Origin of the sequence: Ruegeria sp. ANG-S4 (assembly GCF_000814005.1) — a bacterium.
Lineage (GTDB): Bacteria > Pseudomonadota > Alphaproteobacteria > Rhodobacterales > Rhodobacteraceae > Ruegeria.
This window is the reverse complement of the sequence record NZ_JWLK01000002.1, coordinates 537,181-554,845: the sequence shown is the minus strand read 5'-3', so window position 1 is coordinate 554,845 and position 17,665 is coordinate 537,181. Positions and strand designations below refer to the sequence as shown.

Genomic DNA, 17,665 nt, shown 5'->3' with positions numbered 1-17,665 from the left:
AAAAGCGCTGACTCCCGCCGGGCAACGCACCTGCGCGGGATCGCGCAGAACAAAGTTCAAACAGTAAGGGTTCAAAAATGAAAATCGATGAACGTTCGGCCGCGGTTGTCACCGGCGGCGCATCAGGCTTGGGCGAAGCGACCGCCCGCCGCCTCTCGGAATTGGGTGTGAAAGTCGCGATCTTTGATGTTGAAGAAACGCGCGGCAAAGCAGTGGCGTCAGAAATCGGTGGCGTCTTTTGCAAGGTCGATGTCACGGACGCCCAGCAGTTGGAAATGGCGTTTGCCATCGCACGGGCCCGGCACGGGGTCGAAAGAATCTTTGTGTCGTGTGCAGGTATCGCACCTGGTCAAAAGACGGTTTCCAAGGGCAAACCCCACGATCCCGCCCTTTTTTCCAAGACGCTTGGCATCAATTTGTTCGGCACATTTGTCGCTGCATCCCAGTCTGCCGCCGGAATGGCGGAGAATGAGCCCGCAGGGGACGACAACGCAAGAGGGGTCATCATCATGACGGCGTCCGTCGCTGGTTTGGAAGGTCAAATCGGCCAGGCCGCATATGCAGCATCAAAGGCCGGCGTGATCGGTTTGACCCTTCCAATGGCGCGTGACCTTGCCAAGACCGGCATTCGCGTTGTCACCATTGCGCCGGGGTTGTTTGAAACGCCGATGCTGATGGGCTTGCCCGAAGAGGTGCAGGCGTCGCTGGGAAAGCAAACGCCGTTTCCTGCCAGATTGGCCAAGCCCGAGGAATACGCGTCACTGGTCGAACAGATTGTCGAAAATGACATGCTGAACGGCTCGGTCATTCGACTGGACGGCGCGATCCGACTGCAACCAAGCTAAGGCTCGCGTGTTGTCCCAAGGGAAGGCGCAACTTGAGGCCGGTTACCGTCAATCAATCCCGACCGTGCGTAGACCTCAAGACAGTCGAGATTCTCTGACGTCAGGCTGTTCAGGAAGGCCTCGAGGTTGTCTTTGTCTTCAGCGGTTAAGTGCAGTGGCCGGACCCAAGGGCTGAGCAGAGCATGGCGCGCGCCGCCCTTGTCGTAGAAATCAATAACGTCGGCAAGCGTGGAAAGCCCGCCATCATGCATGTATGGCGCCGTTGCGCCGACATTTCGCAGTGATGGGGTTCGGAACTGCCAGAGGTGCTTTGGATTCTGCGTAACTTCATAGCGACCAAGGTCGGCTTGGCGACCTTCACCGACGGATTCAATCACTGAAGAGCTGACCTCGTAGTGTACACCGGGTGCGACTTGGACATTGACGGTCCTTTCGCCTTTGTGCCGATCCTGCTCTCTCATCCAGCCATAGCCGATGTTATGAAACCGGTTGTCTGTGAACATCGCGTGGGTTTGATGCAATGAATGGCAGTTTGAACACCCGGCTGCGCCAGAGAACAGTTCGAAGCCGTTCTTGACGCTGTTGCTGACGGCGTCGTCATTCCCGCCGAAATACCACTGGTCAAAAGGAGAGTTTCCGGCCACGAGGCTTCGCTGAAAAACCGCCAACGCCTGTCCCATCTTTTCAATCGATGCGCTGCCGCCAAAAGCGGTTTCAAAAAGTCCGTCGTAGTCCTCGAATGATCTGAGGTTCTCGATGACATAGCCGATGGAAGGGTTCGCCATTTCATTGCGGGCAAGAAGCGGTGCGATAAATTGAGTTTCCAACGAGATCTCGCGACCATCGTGAAACAGGGTGGTCAGGTAGGCGGAGTTCAAAAGCGTTGGCGAGTTCCTTCGACCCGACCGACCCTCGACACCGACCGCGGTCTGCATTTCGCGATTGACAAAAGCCTGCTCGGGCAGATGGCAGGTGGCACACGCCATTGTTCCATTGGCTGACAGGCGGCGATCGAGGAACAGTTTTCGACCCAGTTCCAGCTTTGCCAATGAGGGCGGATTGTCGTCGGGATGTTCAATCGTGGGCAAACCCAAGAAAACACTCTGGTCAGCTTCGGAACCTTCCCGGAGGAAGTTGTCGCGCATTGAGGTACATCCAACTGGTTGCCCAGCGGCTTCGGCAAGTCCTGATCCAATCGGTATTAAGATCAGGATCGCGGCGGCGAGATACCTCAAGACGATTGTTCCGACAGCAAAAGGGTCTCGACATCCCCCATCAGCAACCGGGGATCAATCTGCCCAAGACCGTAGATGTTTCGAATGGCACCATCCCGATCGACAAGGTACATCCGCAGCAGGTGGTTGATCTGGCCATCCGGGCTCCCGCGATCAACAACCTGACCAAAACCTTCGAGTATCGGGGCGAGCTTCTTCTGCCCTTCGGTGGTCAGAACGTGCCAGTCGAACTTTTGATCCTTCTCGGCGTCACTTGCGAAGGGAAGCATGAAGCTGTTGATCGCATCCACGGTGTCGCGTTCCGGGTCAAACGAAATCGTGACAAGTTGCACATCTTCTCCCAATCCCGGGATCATCAAGCTGGTTTCATAGATGTCGAACAGCGTGGACATCGCCAGCGGGCACCCATTGATGTCACCACAGGTCAGATAGACAAAGCTGACCAATGAGATCTTGCCGTTTAACAACGTGCCAAGGTCTCGTTGCGCGCCTGACGTATCGAGCACCTGACCGGTTGGGGCGGATTTTACGGCAACCAGATCATAGGTTCCGGGTTCCGGCGGCTCATATTGGAAATCATCGCCCACTTCAAAATGCTTGGAGAGGCCTGACGCCGTTATCGGGGCCTCAGCCTCTCGCGAAACCGCGAACGGAATCGCAGCCATCGTCGCTATGATGGTCAGAACCAGCGCAGCACGTTTCAAATTTCACCTATACAGTTCCAGCGGCCTCGCGCTTTTGGCCAGGCCGCTGATTTTGGCGGGACTGCGGATCAGGCGTAGAGCGCCGCGCTTCCAAACCGCATGATATGCGCACGACCCAGATTCAGTGCGTTGAAGTCGATCTCAAAATCCTCGACAAGCTCGTTCCCATCCCAGCTGTAAGCTTTCAGGTACTGCGCGTTGTCTTCGCCCTTCTTGTCCCAGTTCGCCAGCAGAGATGAGGTGAAATAGACGCGTTGCCCGTCCCAGCTTTGGCTGACCATGTTGACCTGCGGCCCAATGACCTTTTCGTAAACCTGCTTGGGGTTATGCGGGTCCGAGACGTCGAACAGTCTGGTTTTGCCGTCCATAAAGCTATTGACCCACAGGGTCTGATCGTCCGCCGCGATTGAGATATCAACGGGCAGCGGGATGTCCGCAGGGTTGCCAATGTCCGCAACCGCCTTGGCCTGCCATTCGCCCGCATCGTCTTCGTAGATCAGCCAAAGCTGTGAGGTCAGCGCGGTTGAAGAGAACGCATAATTAGCATTCGATCCCCAGGGGAAGCGGATTTCCAGCGGAGCGCCGGGCACGTTGAACACTTTGCGCGGCTGCCGGGTATGCAGGTCCCACTGAACAATTGTGTTCCCGAACCGTTGCATTGCCTCCGGGTCTTGCAGCATCTGTCCGAAATCCATCATGTAGTTCGACCACCCGGTGAACGACGACGTCAGCATGATGTTCTTGCGGATCAGCGCGCGAATGTCATAGCCGTAGCCATCTGCAACGGCACCATCAACGGCCACGGCGCCGCGCATGTCGTCTGCGGTGGGCATCCAATATGTCGCCAGATAGTCGCCATCATCATTGTATTCGACCAAAGCCGTCCGGCCGCCATGGTCGTCCGAATTCGACAGGCCCGTGATCAGCATCCGCCCGGGCAGCGCAAAGAACGTGTGCGGTCCAACAACGCCGCCGCTGTCCTCGACAAAGGTTTCGATCGTTTTGTGTAAGCGCGGCTGCGACGGATCGGAATGAACGTCGAAAATGAAGATGCGGTTTGTATCCAGACCACCCGCCCAGAAATACCTGCGATCGGCTGAAAACCCGCCATGATGCGCCTCGTTACGTCCGCCCACGGATACAGAGTTTATCACCGTGCCTTTGGTGGGTGAGTTGGGCCGCACATCGACGGTCACGAGCTTGTCTTGCCCATCTCCCATGCCTTCCACGCCCAGCGTCCAGACATACACGAACTCTTCATGTCCGGTGATTTTCGGCATATACGGGGATTGGCAGGTTTCATCCGCTCTGAGGCCAGTTGGCAAACCCGCTGCAAGCCAAGTTGCTGATAATAAGCCGAATTCTCGTCTGTTCATTGCTAGTGTGTCCAATAGTGTAACCTTAAGGGAATGCGCCGTGCCCAATGTCGCACGCGCACCTCTGGGTCAGGCTACTACTCTGCCCGAGCGCCGCTCTGGTGGGATTGGCGCATATCAAGCCATTCGAGTGGTAAAATACGCCACGCCCGTGCCTCGGAGGTCTTTGACAAGGTGTTCGTCGCTGAGCGGTGTCAATTCGGCAGCGATCAAAGAACTGCGCTGTGCGCGCTATTTGGTCATGAACCATGACGCCGACAAAAACGCCATTTATCGCTATCGTGCGTGCAGTAATGTTCTTCCATCTCGAGGTAGCCGGAATGCCATCAAACAAAGACTTGCTCAAAACGCTCTTGAAAGGCATCGAGACCGGAGATCCGGGCGCCGCAGCTGTCGTGAATGAGGCGAAATACATTCAGCACAATCCGCAGACTCACGAAGGCAGTGAGGGGCTTGCGGAATTGTTCAAACGCTTGTCAAAGACCAACCCCCGGGTCAATTTTGTGCGTGTTTTCGAAGATGGTAATTTTGCCTTCGCCCACAATGAATACGATTTTTCAGGTCTGAGAGTGGCGTTTGAAGTATTCCGGTTCGAGGACGGCCAGGCTGTCGAACACTGGGACAACATCCAGCCGATGAAAGGTCCCAACCCGTCGGGCCGCGGTATGTTGGATGGCACAACAGAAATTTCAGATCTGGCCGGGACCGAGATCAACCGAGGAATGGCTCAGCGATTTGCCGAACAGGTACTGGTCGATGGCAAGCTTGATCTTCTCGATACCCTTGTTGATGAAAACTTGGTTCAGCACGATCCTGACTTGACCGACGGCGTCTCTTCCTTGCGCGCAGCATTGGAAGAAGTGCATGATGGCGCACCCAAGATACGACACGACAAGGTCCATCGCGTGCTTGCCGAAGGGAATTTTGCCCTTTGTATGTGCGAAGGTCGCAAGGCGGATGTACACACCAGTTTCTATCATCTTTTCCGATTTCAGGACGGATTGATCGTTGAGCATTGGAACACGATTGAGGCCATCGCACCGCGCAGCGAGTGGAAGAACGACAACGGGAAATTCTGATTTTAAGCAGAGAGTCAGCCGGATGAAAACTGATGCACAATCCGAATATTGAGCATCATCAACCGGCCTCTACGGAACCAACGGCAGCTTTGCTTGCGGGCGTTGCGCCCTTCCAAGGCCGAGCCACCGGGCTGGCACTTTCCGTTTAAGCGGCGACAAACAGCTCCTTGTATTGGTCGCGCAGGACATTCTTTTGAACTTTGCCCATGGTGTTTCGGGGCAACTCGTCCATCACGATCAGCTTGCGGGGGTGCTTGAACCGCGCGAGGCTGTTGCACACCTTGGCCTGAAGCAGCTCAATGTCCGGGGTTCCGCCCGGTTCGGCGACGATCACGCCCAGCACGGTTTCCCCGAAATCGGGATGCGGCACACCGATCACGGCGCTTTCCAGCACGCCGGGTTGGTCATCCAGCAGCAATTCGATTTCCTTGGGGTATATGTTGTAGCCGCCCGAAATGATCAAATCCTTGTTTCGACCCACGATGTGGACGTAACCATCCTCATCTATCCGACCCAAATCGCCGGTGATAAAAAACCCGTTCTCGCGCAGTTCCGCAGCGGTCTTTTCGGGCATCTGCCAATAGCCTTTGAATACGTTGGGTCCACGTATCTCAATCTCACCGATCTCGCCCTGTGGCAGTGGGGTGCCTGCTGGATCGCAGACCCGCAGGACGACACCCGGCAGTGGGAAACCGACGGTGCCCGCGCGACGATCGCCGTCATAGGGGTTGGACGTGTTCATGTTGGTTTCGGTCATCCCATACCGCTCAAGAATACGATGGCCCGTGCGCTCTTCGAACTGCACATGGGTCTCTGCCAACAGCGGAGCCGAACCCGACACGAACAAACGCATGTGTTCGGCCAGATCCCTGGTGAACCGGTTGTCGCCCAGCAGGCGGGTATAGAAGGTTGGTACACCCATCATCGTGGTCGCGTGCGGCATCCGCCTGATGATCTCGTCCAGATCGAATTTCGGCATGAAAATGATGCTGTTGCCGGCAGCGAGTGAGACATTGGTGGCGACAAACAGTCCATGTGTGTGAAAGATCGGCAACGCGTGCAGCAACACGTCCTGGGGTGTGAAGCGCCATTCGCCGACCAATGCGCGCGCGTTGGACAACAGGTTATTCTGCGTCAGCATCGCCCCTTTTGAGCGGCCGGTCGTGCCCGAGGTATAGAGGAACGCGGCCAGGTCATCGCCCTTGCGTTCGACGGTTTCAAAATCGGCAGGCATTTCCGCCGCGCGATCCATCAAGCTTCCGGTGCCATCATGGTTCAGGGTTTCCACTTTTGCGTTCAGTCGCGCCCCGACCGCTGAGAGCTCACCTGCGTTCTTACTGTCGCAAACGATGAGGGATGCCCCGCTGTTTTCGACAAAATAGGTCAGCTCATCCACCGTGTAGGCCGTGTTGAGCGGTAAAAACACCAGACCTGCCTGCGCACAGGCCGCGTAAAGCGCCAGAGCCTCGGGCGACTTTTCGACCTGAGCGGCGACGCGGTCTCCGGGTTTCAGGCCCAATCGTGTTGCCACGTGTGCCATCCGGGCCGCGATGTTCAGAAAGTCCTGATGGGTAAGGGTCGTTCCGTCCAAGAGGTGCAAAAAAGGCGTGCGTTTTCCAGCATGAGCACCGAACAGGCCGTCATAAAGAGGGTTAGCCATCAGGTTTACCTTTCTTGTGTTGCGCGGAGGGGAAGGACGCCGCCAGCGTCTTGACTTCGGACGAAGCGTTGATCGAGCGGGTGGTGGCAAAATCCTCGTGGTTTTGCGCGATACGGTTCAGGTCATAAAGGTAGTTGACCATTGTACCCCCGGACTGGGCGCGCCCGTTTTCCGATATGTCGGCGTCTGCATGTACCATATGAACAAGGGCTCCGTTCCCAAGGTGAAACCGGGCCACCGGATCATACGGCACACCGCCCCGCCCCTTGGCGTTGAGAAGGTAATGCGCTGCCAGCGCTTTCATCTGGGTGGGCTGGTCCGTATTCCACGCGATGCCTTCTTGCGACAACCACTTCGTCAGGTTGGGAATCGGTGAAAGGGTGACAAAGGTTTTCAGCCCCGAAAGCTCTGTCGCCAGGTCAGAGGCGACTTGCTTGATCAGCGAGTTCCCGAACGAGATGCTGGCCAGTCCTGCCTGACAGTTGGAAATGGAATAGAACAACGCCGTGTCTGCTTGTTCTGCAGGCAGGGGGCTTCGGTCCTCGGCCAGCAATGCCTGAACCGACCCTGGAATGCCGCTGTTCAGCGCCACTTCGACAAAAATCAGCGGCTCGTCCGGCATGGATGGATGAAAAAAGGCAAAGCAGCGACGGTCTGTCGGCTCGAGCCTGCGGCGCAAATCATCCCAGCTGTCGATGGCGTGGACCGCCTCATAGGCGATGATCTTCTCCAGAATGTGCGCTGGGCTTTCCCAATTGATCGGGCGCAGCACCAGAAAGCCCCGGTTGAACCAACTGGCAAACAGGTGGCGAAAGTCGAGGTCCAGAGCCTGAAGCTCGGGTTCTCCACTCCCAAGCCTCAGCAGATCAGCGCGCATCTTTACCAGCGCACCGGTTGCGCCAGGTACGCGATTCAGGCGCCGGATCAGCTCTTGCCGGGGGGGCTCGGATGCGGCGGCAAAGCTGCGGTAGGTTGCCTTGGACGGTGCCCGTTCATATTCGTCCAAAGACGTCCGAACGGCTTCGGGGTCGATGTTCATCGCGGTTGCGAGATATTGAAAAAACGCCAGCTTGTCTGCGTCCTCCAACGCGTCGAACCGATTTAGGATTTCTTCGGCCAGTGCCAGACCGGATGTTTCACCCGCAGATCCCATCAGCGCGTTTGCAAGCTCGGTCAGCGGGCGCCCGTCAAATGCCGACGTGCCTGGCCGACGGTACCGGCGCTCAAAAACGGTGGAAAGAAGATCTGCGAGCAGGGTCATACCGTTGCTCCCATCACCAGATCAGGAAGCCAGGTTGCTAGGCCTGGGAACAGGCACAGCAAGACGATTGCGATCACCATGCACGCCACAAATGGCAGTGAGCCGGTCAGAATGGTTTTCAGCGAGATGTCCGGCGCGATGCCATTGATCACGTACAGGTTCAAACCGACGGGCGGTGAGATCAGACCAATTTCCATGTTGATGGTCAGCACGACCGCGAACCAGATCGGGTCAAAGCCTGCCGTTGTGATAATCGGCAGCAGGATTGGTGCCGCCATCAGGATCACGGCGACGGGCGGCAGAAAGAAGCCAGCGATCAGAAGAAAGACATTCACGGCGGCCATCAGGACCCAGCGGTTCACATCCAGCGTCCCGATCCATTCGGCAATGGCCTGCGTTATGAACAGCGAACTCAACATGTAGGAAAACACACCGGCGGCGGCGATGATGAACAGGATCATCACGCTTTCCTTGGTGCTGTCGCGCAACACAACCCAGATGTCCCTGGGGTTCCAAAGTTTGTAGATGATCATGGCGATCATCAAGCACAGCAACGCTCCGACTGCGGCCGTTTCCGACGGTGTGGCGATGCCACCGTACATGGCGTAAAGAACGCCGATAATGATACCAAGAAAGGGAAGGACACGCGGCAGGATTTCGAACCGTTCGCCCCAGGTATAACTGCCCGACCCCAGGCGCGTCGCATCGCCGGATTTCCATGTGGAATACAACGACCAGGCCATGAACAGGCCGACCAGCATCAGGCCCGGTATGACACCGGCAAGGAAAAGGCGACCGATCGACGTTTCGGTCGCGATGCCGTAGACGATCATGGTGACCGAAGGTGGGATCAGAATACCCAGCGTTCCACCTGCTGCGATTGAACCGGCCGCAACGCCATCCGGGTAACCGCGTTTGCGCATTTCGGGGATGCCCATCTTGCCAATGGCGGCGCAGGTTGCGGGCGACGAACCGGACATGGCGGCAAACAGGGCACACGCCCCCAAGTTCGAGACGACCAAACCGCCGGGAACCCGGGTCAGCCAGCGTTCAAGGGCTTCGTACAAGTCAGCACCCGCGCGTGTCGAGGCGATTGAAGCGCCCATGATAATGAACATCGGAATAGACAAGAGTGCGAAGTTATCGAGTTTGCCGAAGAGTATTTCCGGCATCAGTTCCAAAGACCGCGGCCCGTCGAAGATGATCAGGAATCCGGCCGATACGATCAACAGGCCAATGGCGACCGACACGCCCGAAAACAGAACAAGAATGGTGGCGACGGCGACTATCGCGCCTAGCAAAAGCGGATCCATCGGCTTTACTCCAGTCCGAAGGGTTTATCGATGCCAAGAAGCACGGCAACTAGGTCGGCGATCAGCTGCAGCAGCAACAAACCGAAGCCAACCGGAATGGCCAGATAGGGTATCCAAAGGCGGACGCCCCAGACGGTGTCCGACTTCCAGCCACGCTCCCACGCGAAGCGCCAGTATTCGTACCCGTAAAAAAGCATGATCGAGACGATGACGATGGACAGGACCGAGGTCAGGATCGCCAGGAAAAACCGCGCGCGCGGCGCCAGAGAGATCGGGATCAGGTCAACATTCACATGGCCGCGCAGGCGCTGAACATAGGGTAGGCCGACCAAAGTGGCGGCAATGACAAGGTAGATGACCGCTTCGGTCTGCCAGATGGTCGATCCGTTCAGGACAAAGCGCACGACGATCATCTGGCAGGTGATTGCGACGGCAGCGACGATCATGCCCGCAGAACACCACCCGGCCACGGTTGAAAGGGCGGCAACGAAGCGAAGAAAGGGATTGTTCCCGGTGTGGGAAGCAACGGCCGTACTATGACCCGCCATTTGCGCCTCCTGTCCTTGAGATGCAATTAGCTCTGAAGATCAGAGCAGATGGGAATTTTGGTCGGTTGCCGGGCGGCTGCGTGGCCGCCCGGAACATTGGATCAATCGACCGCCAGTGCTTTGTCCAGCAGTTCCTGTCCGTCGGGAACCTCTTCCACGAATGCCTTGTAGGATGTTTCCTGGGCCAGCACCCGCCAGGCTTCGAAGTCCTCGGGGCTCATCTCGGCAATTTCGACACCGGCCTCCTTGAAGACTTCGGCAGAATTGGCATCCTGTTTCTTGGCTTCTTCCAGGTAATATGCCTGTGCCTTTTCAGACGCCGCCAGCAGCGCGGCCTGCTGATCTTCGGTCAATCCTTCAAAGGTGGATTTGTTCATCAGCAACGGCTGGTACATGAACCACAGTGCCACATCGCCTGCAGGGGTGTAGCAACTGACCTGTTCATAGATGCGATAGCTGACAAAGGACGACGAAGACGTGTTGGCCGCCTGTAGGACGCCGGTTTGCATCGCGTTGTAGATTTCCGAAGACGCCATTGATGCGATCGACGCATCCGCACCGGCCAGCATCTGCTCAAACGACTTGCCTGCCGCACGAGTTTGCAGGCCCGCGACATCCTCGGGCTTGGTGATGCATTTGTCTTTGCCGGCAAAACCCCCGGCCAAGTAGCCATGGACCAGAACCATCACGTCGTCCTCGGCCATCTTCTCTTCCAATGCTTCCATGAAGGGCGATTCAGCGAGGCGGGCGGCGTGGTCGTGGTTCTTTACCAGACCCGGCATCAGCGTCAGGTTGTAGGCCGGCTGTTGACCACCGGCATAGCTGAGCGGCAGAACAGTCATGTCGAGTTGGCCGCGGCTGAGTGGTTTGTACTGTTCGCGTGGTTTGAACAACGATTTGGAGCCAAAGATCTTGATTTCCAGATCTACATCGGCAGCCGCCACTTCGTCGGCGACAATCTGTGCGACTTGATGGCGAATATCCTTGTTGGACCACTGATGCGACAAGCGCAATTCCTCGGCACTGACCAGTGTTCCTGCGGATGCAAGCGCCACGGCGGCAACGGCTGTCTTGAGAATGGCTTTCATTCTTTCCTCCCTGTTTTCACCCGGGCGCGCCGGGGATACCGGAAATCATAATGACGCTATGTTTTTTTAGTCAAGTTTTTTGTATACAAAAATGCACTTATTGAATTTCCTTAAAATTGCGAGTACAACAGACGGTCATGGAGCAGCGCCTTGCGGATACAATCGCCCAGGACCTCGAAGAACTTATCTTCGACGGGACCTATTCGGACGGAGATCGCCTGGATGAGGTCAAATTGGCCGATCAATTCGGGGTCTCCAGAACTCCGCTTCGGGAAGCATTTCAGCGGCTTGCCTTGTCAGGGCTGGTCGACCTTATCCCGCGACGCGGTGCCTTTGTCCGACAGCCCGGCCCGGTTGAGTTGATGGAGATGTTCGAGGTCATGGCCGAGCTTGAAGCCGTGTGCGGTAGACTTGCCGCCCTGCGCATCTCGGACGCGGCCTTGAAGGAGCTTGCCGACGCAAATACACGGTGTCAGATGGCGGTCGATGCCGGTGATCCGGACATTTACTATCTTGAAAACGAGCGGTTTCATCGAATCATATACAATCAGTCCGGCAATTCGTTTTTGGAACAAGAGGCGTCAAAGTTGCACCGACGGCTCAAGCCGTTCCGCCGACAGCAACTTCGGTTTCGCGGGCGGATGTCGCAATCCATGTCCGAGCATGAAGACATCGTGCAAGCGTTGAGCGACAGCGATCCCGAGAAAACAGCAGATGCGCTGCGCTCGCATGTCGCTGTACAGGGGGAAAAGTTTCACAATCTGATGTCGTCGCTCAAGTCTCACGCGCAAGTGGTTTCATCGTCACGATGAAAGTCGTGCCGGGACCTTCATTTTTGCGGTACCCGATAGACCCGCCATGCGCTTGCATGATCTGTCGCGAGATGTTCATGCCCAGACCTGTCCCGCCGGATCTGCGGGTGTCTGATGAATCAACTTGACTGAAACGATCGAACACCTTTTCCCTGTCGTCTTCTGACAGGCCGATACCCTCGTCCTTAAACAGAACTTTAACCTCGGCGTCCGTGACCTGCACTGAAACCAGACTTTCGCTTTTGGCAGGTGAGAACTTGACGGCGTTGGACAGGATATTGGCAAACACCTGCTGTAGCCTTTGTTTGTCCCCTGTCACCAAAACCATTTGATCGGGAAGCGACGATCTGATCGAGACCTCGTGCTCGGACGCATAGACCTCGCAGTCTGATATTGTCTCAGACAGGGCTTGAACCAAATCAATAGTGGCGTGGGTGAAGGCCATGCGCCCGGACTCGACACTCTGAAGATCCAGTATCTCATCGATCAATTTCAGCAGGCGTTGGCAATTGCGTTGCGCGACATCCAGAACAGCAGCAACCTGATCCGGCAATTTACCCAACTTGCCGGATCGGGCCAGATCAACCGATCCTCTGATCGAGGTCAGCGGGGTCCTCAATTCGTGGCTCATTGTCGAAATAAACTCGGATTTGGCCTTGTACGCGACCTGAGACCTTTCGTGTTCGATGCGCAGCAGGTCCAGCTGTTTCGTTTGCGCCCGATAGACCTTCAAGTAGTTTCGGGAACTGTCGATGACGAATGTCAGAACAAATATGCTGGTAAACAACTGCGCCCAGAGCTCGGATTGCAGCGGAGCATTGGTAATCACGATATCGCGGATTGGTATGAACAAAAACGCGGCGCCAAAGCAGATCAGACGCGTCACCAAAACGTGCATGACATAGTAACTGTTCATCGCCGCAAAGAGTGCTGCCGCAAAAAGGAAAAACGATGACATAAAATGAGTTGTCGGCCCCTGAATGACGGCAATACCGACCGAATAGGCGATGATCAGCGATGTGCTGAAAAATGTGCTCAGATACAGGTAGGGAAGAAACCTGCGCGCAGCGGCATGGGAGGTTTCAGTGCTTGCCACGACACGGTTGAAGAACCTGTAGTCGTACAATTCGGACACCAGAAGAAACACCAGCAAAATTGCCGCGAACCGGGCGTCGTAGTAAAAGGCCGCCAATGCCAGGGCCGAGGCAAAGATGAACAGTCTTTGTAATGTCAACTCCAGACCGACGCGGCAGTAGTCCTTCATTTGACGCATCAAAGGAGACGTCGTTTCGCCCACCGATCCAATCAGCCCTGAATCAGATGGCAAGTCCAAGTTCCAAAACTCCTCAACGAATTTCTAATAACAATTACTAGGTGTTCTTTAACTTTTGTAAACGCCTTTTAGTGGTAATACGTATCTAATGCGAACAATCGAATGGCCCGCGCCAGCTCTTTGCTGGAAAACTCAGCGTCGCTGAGAATCTCGCTGACGGCAAGATCAGCCTGATCGGCGGATTGCGGCGCTGCCTGTCCTTCACCACTTGGCGTTTTGGGGATCAGGAATCCTCCTCCAACAGTGTGTTCAGTTCCTCGTGCAAAATAAGCGGATCAAAGGGTTTGGTAATGCACGCCAGCGCATCGCCAAAAACCGCCATGTCCTGTACCTGATGCTCGGCCTTTGCCGTCATGAAAACGACCGGAGTTGTCTTATGTTCTGGTCGCTTGCGGATTTCGGTCATAAGCTCGGGGCCGTCCATTTCCGGCATCATCACATCCAGAAGGAACAAGTCCGGGTTCAGATCTGACAGAACCTCGAGCACCTTTCGGCCCGAGTTGAACTGCAAGACATCAAAACCGCCAACAAGTTCAAGTGCCATACGCGTGATTGTCAGAATGTCTTCGTCGTCATCCACGTGAACGATTTGTTTTGGTTTGCTCATCTTGGTCATCATGTTCTGGCTGGCCTCAAACCCGGTTTGTTCAGGGTTAGCTGGAAAGTATGGCTCATTTCTGGCTTGGAAATTGATCGGGAAAGACGACCTGAAACCGGCTTCCCTGCCCAAAAGTGCTGGACACCGAGATGTGACCACCGTGCAATTCCACGAGGTTCTTGGTGATCGCAAGACCAAGACCCGTACCTGCTTGACCGTCCTTTTGCGCATTGTCGACTTGAATGAAGCGATTGAAAATTAATTCCAATTGATCGTCGGGTATTCCCTGGCCGGTATCCTCTACCGCCACTGTTACCGTCCCATCCTGTTCCTCAAGGGAAATTTTGATAGCGCCGAATTCGGTGAATTTGATGGCATTGTTTATGAGGTTCATGAAGATCTGGCGCATGCGCAGTGGGTCGCCTTCGACTGGGGCGGGTTCAACAGTCACCTCTAGATTCAATCCTTTGTCGGCAGCAACCGGGCCAAGCTCTTCCCCCAAGGTGTTCAGCAACTTGTCCATGTCTATTTTCTGCGGGTTCAGGGTCACGTTGCCGGTGCTCAGCTTTGCCCAATCAAGAACCGAATTGATCAACCCGAGCAGGTGCTTGCCCGAGGATTCCGACTTTGTCGCCTGTTCGACGATGACATCCGTGAACTCTTGCAAAAGCTTTAGGTGCTGCGGATTTGACTCCAGCGCGTTTCGTAGCGCCTTGTACTGCGGGTAGATCTCAACTTTTCGGAGGAAGGCAATATACCCAAGAACAACGGACAGCGGCGCCCGCAATTCATGGTTCATATTGTTGATGAATTCGCTTTTGGACCTGACGGCCTGTTCGGCGGTTTGCAACGCCTTCTTCAACTCGGTGATATCAGTTCGAATACCGACGGTTCCGCCCTGGCTGGTTCGCGCTTCGGAGACCTTGATCCAGCGGCCATCCGAAAGCTCGGTCTCGGTTTGACCGTGCGAATTAGCGTGCAATTCCATACGCTTGGCGATCCAGTCTTCTTCGCGACCGATGGCTTCGGGGTATTGGCCATGTCTGACGCCATGACGCAAGATATCCTCAAATCTGGCACCGGGCACGATCACATCCTTGGATGTTTCGAAAAAGCCGCGGTAGCGCTCATTGCACAGGATCATGCGGTCATTTCGGTCAAATAGGACAAACCCGTCATGAATCGACTCGATCGCATTCAGCAGTTGGCGCCTTGCTTCGGCGCGTTCAATGATCAGGCGGCGCGCATAGTTCACCCCCAGAAACGCAATCAGAACAAGTACAGCGGTGGTTAAAACAAGGATAAACCTGTGAGATGTGTCGATGTGCCAACCGTCGGTTGGTGTCTTTGCCAGTTCGACAACTGTCCCGCCCAAGGTGACTTCTGCACGGACGGGATCAGCATCCCAAACGGACGGTTTGCCAAAGACCAAAGGTCCGTCAGCACCGTCATCACCAATTATACGTGCCGACGACATGAAGACCGTCGGCTCAGCCCCCATTCCGGCTTCTCTCAGGACACGCTCGAAGTCGAGAACGATATTTCCGACAACGTTATCCTGTCCGGGTTGGGCATTTCGCAGCAAGAGCCCAAAGACCCCCTGAAACAATGGCGTGGGCCCAACAATCACGGTCTCTCGCGTATCAAGCGCGGCCTGAACGGATTTCAACTGATCAGGATGGTCGCGGTAGTCATGTCCCAAAATCTGACGATTTGGTTCGATCGGGTGAACATCCGTGATGATAAAGTCCTTTGAGCGCGCGATGTTGATCACGCTTGGATTGTTGTTGCGCAACAGCCCGGCCAGTTTCTGAAACTCGGTGTCCGCTTCAAAGGACTGTGCAATCGCAAGGCTGCGCGACATGTGGCTGTAGCTATCTATAAGTCTTTCCAGCCGGAAACGGATTGAGTTGAGCGAACGTTGAACCGATGCACGCTCGGCTTCAAATTTCTGAGCGACGATGAAGCGATCCATAAACGCAACGCTCAAAACGCCCAGCAAGACAATCGCGGCGTAGATCAGCGTAATTGTCCGTTTATGCCTTCGTTTTCGCTGTGACAGCATTTCCTGACTTTTGTTCAAACTGTCACCTCATGACTTTTGTAAAATATGGCTTTCAACGCTGATCCGGTGGGGCGGTTCGCTCGGCTTTGCGCCAGGCCCAGAGGTCATTTCTTTAGGTTCGCCAGTGCTTGCATCAGTTCCCCAAGTTTTGGTTCTACTGCGGCCCAGTCCGATTGGCCTGTCTTCAAGGTGATATCGATTTCTTCTGCCAGCTCGCCCAGTTCCGAAAACCCGATTGACCCGGCAAGGCCGGCAAGCTTGTGGCACTCTCTTCGGATTTGGCTGAGCTCTTGCGTTGCATCCGCGCCAATGCGAATGGCATCCACTGCTTGCGCCAGAGTTTTCAAACGATCGCCGCACGTGTCCACAAATCTGGATCGCAACAACGCAATCGCAGTGTTCAATTGATCTTCGTTCGCCATTTCGACCAATGCTCCTGCAACACAAATTATCGCGTGTGGTTTTGTGTTTGCCCGCGGGTTTGATGATCTGCCTCATCCAATCCGCCCAAAACCGCCATGGGGTCTTTTGTATTTTCAAGCGCCCTTTCAAGGGCGTCTTCCGGGGACAGGAACGAAACCAACCCCCGACTGACCGGCGCTCCGACTTTGATCCGGATGGGCAATTGGCCAAGGTCGGCATACCATCCATTTAGGCTTTGCAGTTTCGGTTCGATCTGATCCGTCAAGCCTTCGAAGCCGATGTCTGACTGTCGATTGAGCAACGCAACAAAGTAACCCGAACCGGCGTAAGAGACGATTGCATCGCCAGACATCGTCGCCTCGATGATGATCTCGGCAACATCAGACATGGTTTCCCGGAACGCGGTGTTTTCGAGCGTGAGAAATAACTCTCGGGCATTGGCCACCTGAAAGCCGATTGCCACATGGCTGAACATTTGCATGGCACCCAGTTTCAGGACGTAGTTCTGCAGTGCAAGGAAGTCCATGCAGGCCTGTTCAACCTCTAGGCGGCAGGCGTCTTCAAACCGGAAGCTCTCTTTCTTTTCGCTGTCTGCCAGCGCCAGCTTACGCGCGGCCCGCTCACGCGCCATGGCTGACGCCATTGTCATGCGCCCCTGCAAATCAAGTTTGTTTACGGGTTTGGTCAGATAATCGGTCGCACCCGCCGCAAAGGCCTTGTCGACACTTTCAACCCCAGATCGCGCGGTGACCATCACAAGCGGGATTTCCGCGCTGGCCGGTTCGGACCGCAGCAACCCGCATAGTTCGATCCCGTTTATTCCCGGCATGTCGATGTCAAGCAAGGCACAATCAAACGGAATGTCCGCCGAGCGGACCAAGTTGATTGCATCCGCGCCCGAGTTTGCCGTATGGACATCCTTGTGACCGCAAGCGGATAACTCAGCCGTCATGATGTCGCAGAATAGTGGTTCGTCATCGACGACTAGGATTTTCATACAAATACACTTTAAAGTAGTTTGGCGTTCTAACAATCTACTTCAGATAGAAACCCCTTCGCAACCATCGTCAAGTTCAATTTTTCGATGATTGGGTCAATTGCGATTTCGTTGGGACGAATTGGCAAATAGCGTTCGCATTGCCGAGAGCCAACGAACTATGTGGCGAGCAATCTTAACGTCGCCCTAGTCGCAAGTTTGACTTTGGACGGAGGGCGAACGCGCTCTGGGAAATTGTACTCTCAGTCTTTGTATGCGGTCTTGTTCCGGATGATTGCCAGGCAACCGATATCGAATACATGCTGACAGATTGGCCAACAGTCGTCGC

At 55.3% G+C, this 17,665-nt stretch carries 16 protein-coding genes; 3 read left to right on the top strand and 13 right to left on the bottom strand.

Annotated features, from left to right (window positions below; translation table 11 throughout):
- Positions 1-77: 77 nt before the first annotated feature.
- Positions 78-845: an SDR family NAD(P)-dependent oxidoreductase gene (locus RA28_RS10020; protein WP_039527433.1), complete on the top strand. Its 768-nt coding sequence runs from the start codon at positions 78-80 to the stop codon at positions 843-845.
- Here the strand turns inward: RA28_RS10020 and RA28_RS10015 are convergent.
- From RA28_RS10015 to RA28_RS10005, 3 genes are all read right to left on the bottom strand, one after another.
- The gene (locus RA28_RS10015; RefSeq protein WP_052261404.1) at positions 842-1,990 is read right to left on the bottom strand and encodes a cytochrome-c peroxidase; all 1,149 of its coding nucleotides are present in this window, start codon (positions 1,988-1,990) and stop codon (positions 842-844) included. The two genes, RA28_RS10020 and RA28_RS10015, sit on opposite strands and share 4 nt — an antisense overlap.
- An 86-nt stretch (positions 1,991-2,076) precedes the next feature.
- The gene (locus RA28_RS10010; RefSeq protein WP_082029794.1) at positions 2,077-2,745 is read right to left on the bottom strand and encodes an SCO family protein; all 669 of its coding nucleotides are present in this window, start codon (positions 2,743-2,745) and stop codon (positions 2,077-2,079) included.
- A 107-nt stretch (positions 2,746-2,852) separates the two neighbouring features.
- Positions 2,853-4,160 (bottom strand): selenium-binding protein SBP56-related protein, encoded by a 1,308-nt coding sequence (locus RA28_RS10005; protein ID WP_039527425.1) that lies wholly within the window; start codon positions 4,158-4,160, stop codon positions 2,853-2,855.
- 248 nt (positions 4,161-4,408) lie between these two features.
- On the opposite strand from RA28_RS10005, the gene RA28_RS10000 reads away from it, so the two are divergent.
- Positions 4,409-5,239 carry a nuclear transport factor 2 family protein gene (locus tag RA28_RS10000; protein WP_241481100.1) on the top strand — a complete coding sequence of 277 codons (831 nt, stop codon included), beginning with the start codon at positions 4,409-4,411 and terminating at the stop codon, positions 5,237-5,239.
- Positions 5,240-5,384: 145 nt separating this feature from the next.
- On the opposite strand, the gene RA28_RS09995 is transcribed toward RA28_RS10000, so the two are convergent.
- The 5 genes from RA28_RS09995 to dctP all read right to left on the bottom strand — a co-directional run bounded on the left by RA28_RS09995 (position 5,385) and on the right by dctP (position 11,109).
- Positions 5,385-6,899 (bottom strand): malonate--CoA ligase, encoded by a 1,515-nt coding sequence (locus RA28_RS09995; protein WP_039527422.1) that lies wholly within the window; start codon positions 6,897-6,899, stop codon positions 5,385-5,387.
- Complete coding sequence (locus RA28_RS09990) at positions 6,892-8,160, bottom strand: malonyl-CoA decarboxylase (protein WP_039527419.1); 1,269 nt, start codon at positions 8,158-8,160, stop codon at positions 6,892-6,894. The genes RA28_RS09995 and RA28_RS09990 overlap by 8 nt, the downstream gene beginning before the upstream one ends.
- The gene (locus RA28_RS09985) at positions 8,157-9,473 is read right to left on the bottom strand and encodes a TRAP transporter large permease (protein WP_039527416.1); all 1,317 of its coding nucleotides are present in this window, start codon (positions 9,471-9,473) and stop codon (positions 8,157-8,159) included. Before RA28_RS09985 ends, RA28_RS09990 begins: the two co-directional genes overlap by 4 nt.
- A 5-nt stretch (positions 9,474-9,478) precedes the next feature.
- Positions 9,479-10,021, bottom strand: a complete 543-nt coding sequence (locus RA28_RS09980) for a TRAP transporter small permease (RefSeq protein WP_039527413.1) — start codon at positions 10,019-10,021, stop codon at positions 9,479-9,481.
- Positions 10,022-10,122: 101 nt separating this feature from the next.
- Positions 10,123-11,109, bottom strand: coding sequence for a TRAP transporter substrate-binding protein DctP (dctP, locus tag RA28_RS09975; RefSeq protein ID WP_039527408.1), 987 nt, complete (start codon positions 11,107-11,109; stop codon positions 10,123-10,125).
- Positions 11,110-11,246: 137 nt separating this feature from the next.
- On the opposite strand from dctP, the gene RA28_RS09970 reads away from it, so the two are divergent.
- The gene (locus RA28_RS09970; RefSeq protein ID WP_039527406.1) at positions 11,247-11,921 is read left to right on the top strand and encodes a GntR family transcriptional regulator; all 675 of its coding nucleotides are present in this window, start codon (positions 11,247-11,249) and stop codon (positions 11,919-11,921) included.
- On the opposite strand, the gene RA28_RS09965 is transcribed toward RA28_RS09970, so the two are convergent.
- From RA28_RS09965 to RA28_RS09945, 5 genes are all read right to left on the bottom strand, one after another.
- Entirely contained in the window at positions 11,884-13,185 is a 1,302-nt protein-coding gene (locus RA28_RS09965; RefSeq protein ID WP_193747385.1) for a sensor histidine kinase, read from the bottom strand. The genes RA28_RS09970 and RA28_RS09965 overlap by 38 nt on opposite strands.
- A 292-nt stretch (positions 13,186-13,477) precedes the next feature.
- Entirely contained in the window at positions 13,478-13,861 is a 384-nt protein-coding gene (locus RA28_RS09960; protein WP_039527896.1) for a response regulator, read from the bottom strand.
- A gap of 64 nt (positions 13,862-13,925) precedes the next feature.
- Positions 13,926-15,917, bottom strand: a complete 1,992-nt coding sequence (locus RA28_RS22220; protein ID WP_052261402.1) for an ATP-binding protein — start codon at positions 15,915-15,917, stop codon at positions 13,926-13,928.
- A 104-nt stretch (positions 15,918-16,021) separates the two neighbouring features.
- Positions 16,022-16,339: an Hpt domain-containing protein gene (locus tag RA28_RS09950; RefSeq protein WP_039527402.1), complete on the bottom strand. Its 318-nt coding sequence runs from the start codon at positions 16,337-16,339 to the stop codon at positions 16,022-16,024.
- Between the two features lie 26 nt (positions 16,340-16,365).
- Positions 16,366-17,337 (bottom strand): response regulator, encoded by a 972-nt coding sequence (locus tag RA28_RS09945; RefSeq protein WP_039527399.1) that lies wholly within the window; start codon positions 17,335-17,337, stop codon positions 16,366-16,368.
- Positions 17,338-17,665: the final 328 nt, after the last annotated feature.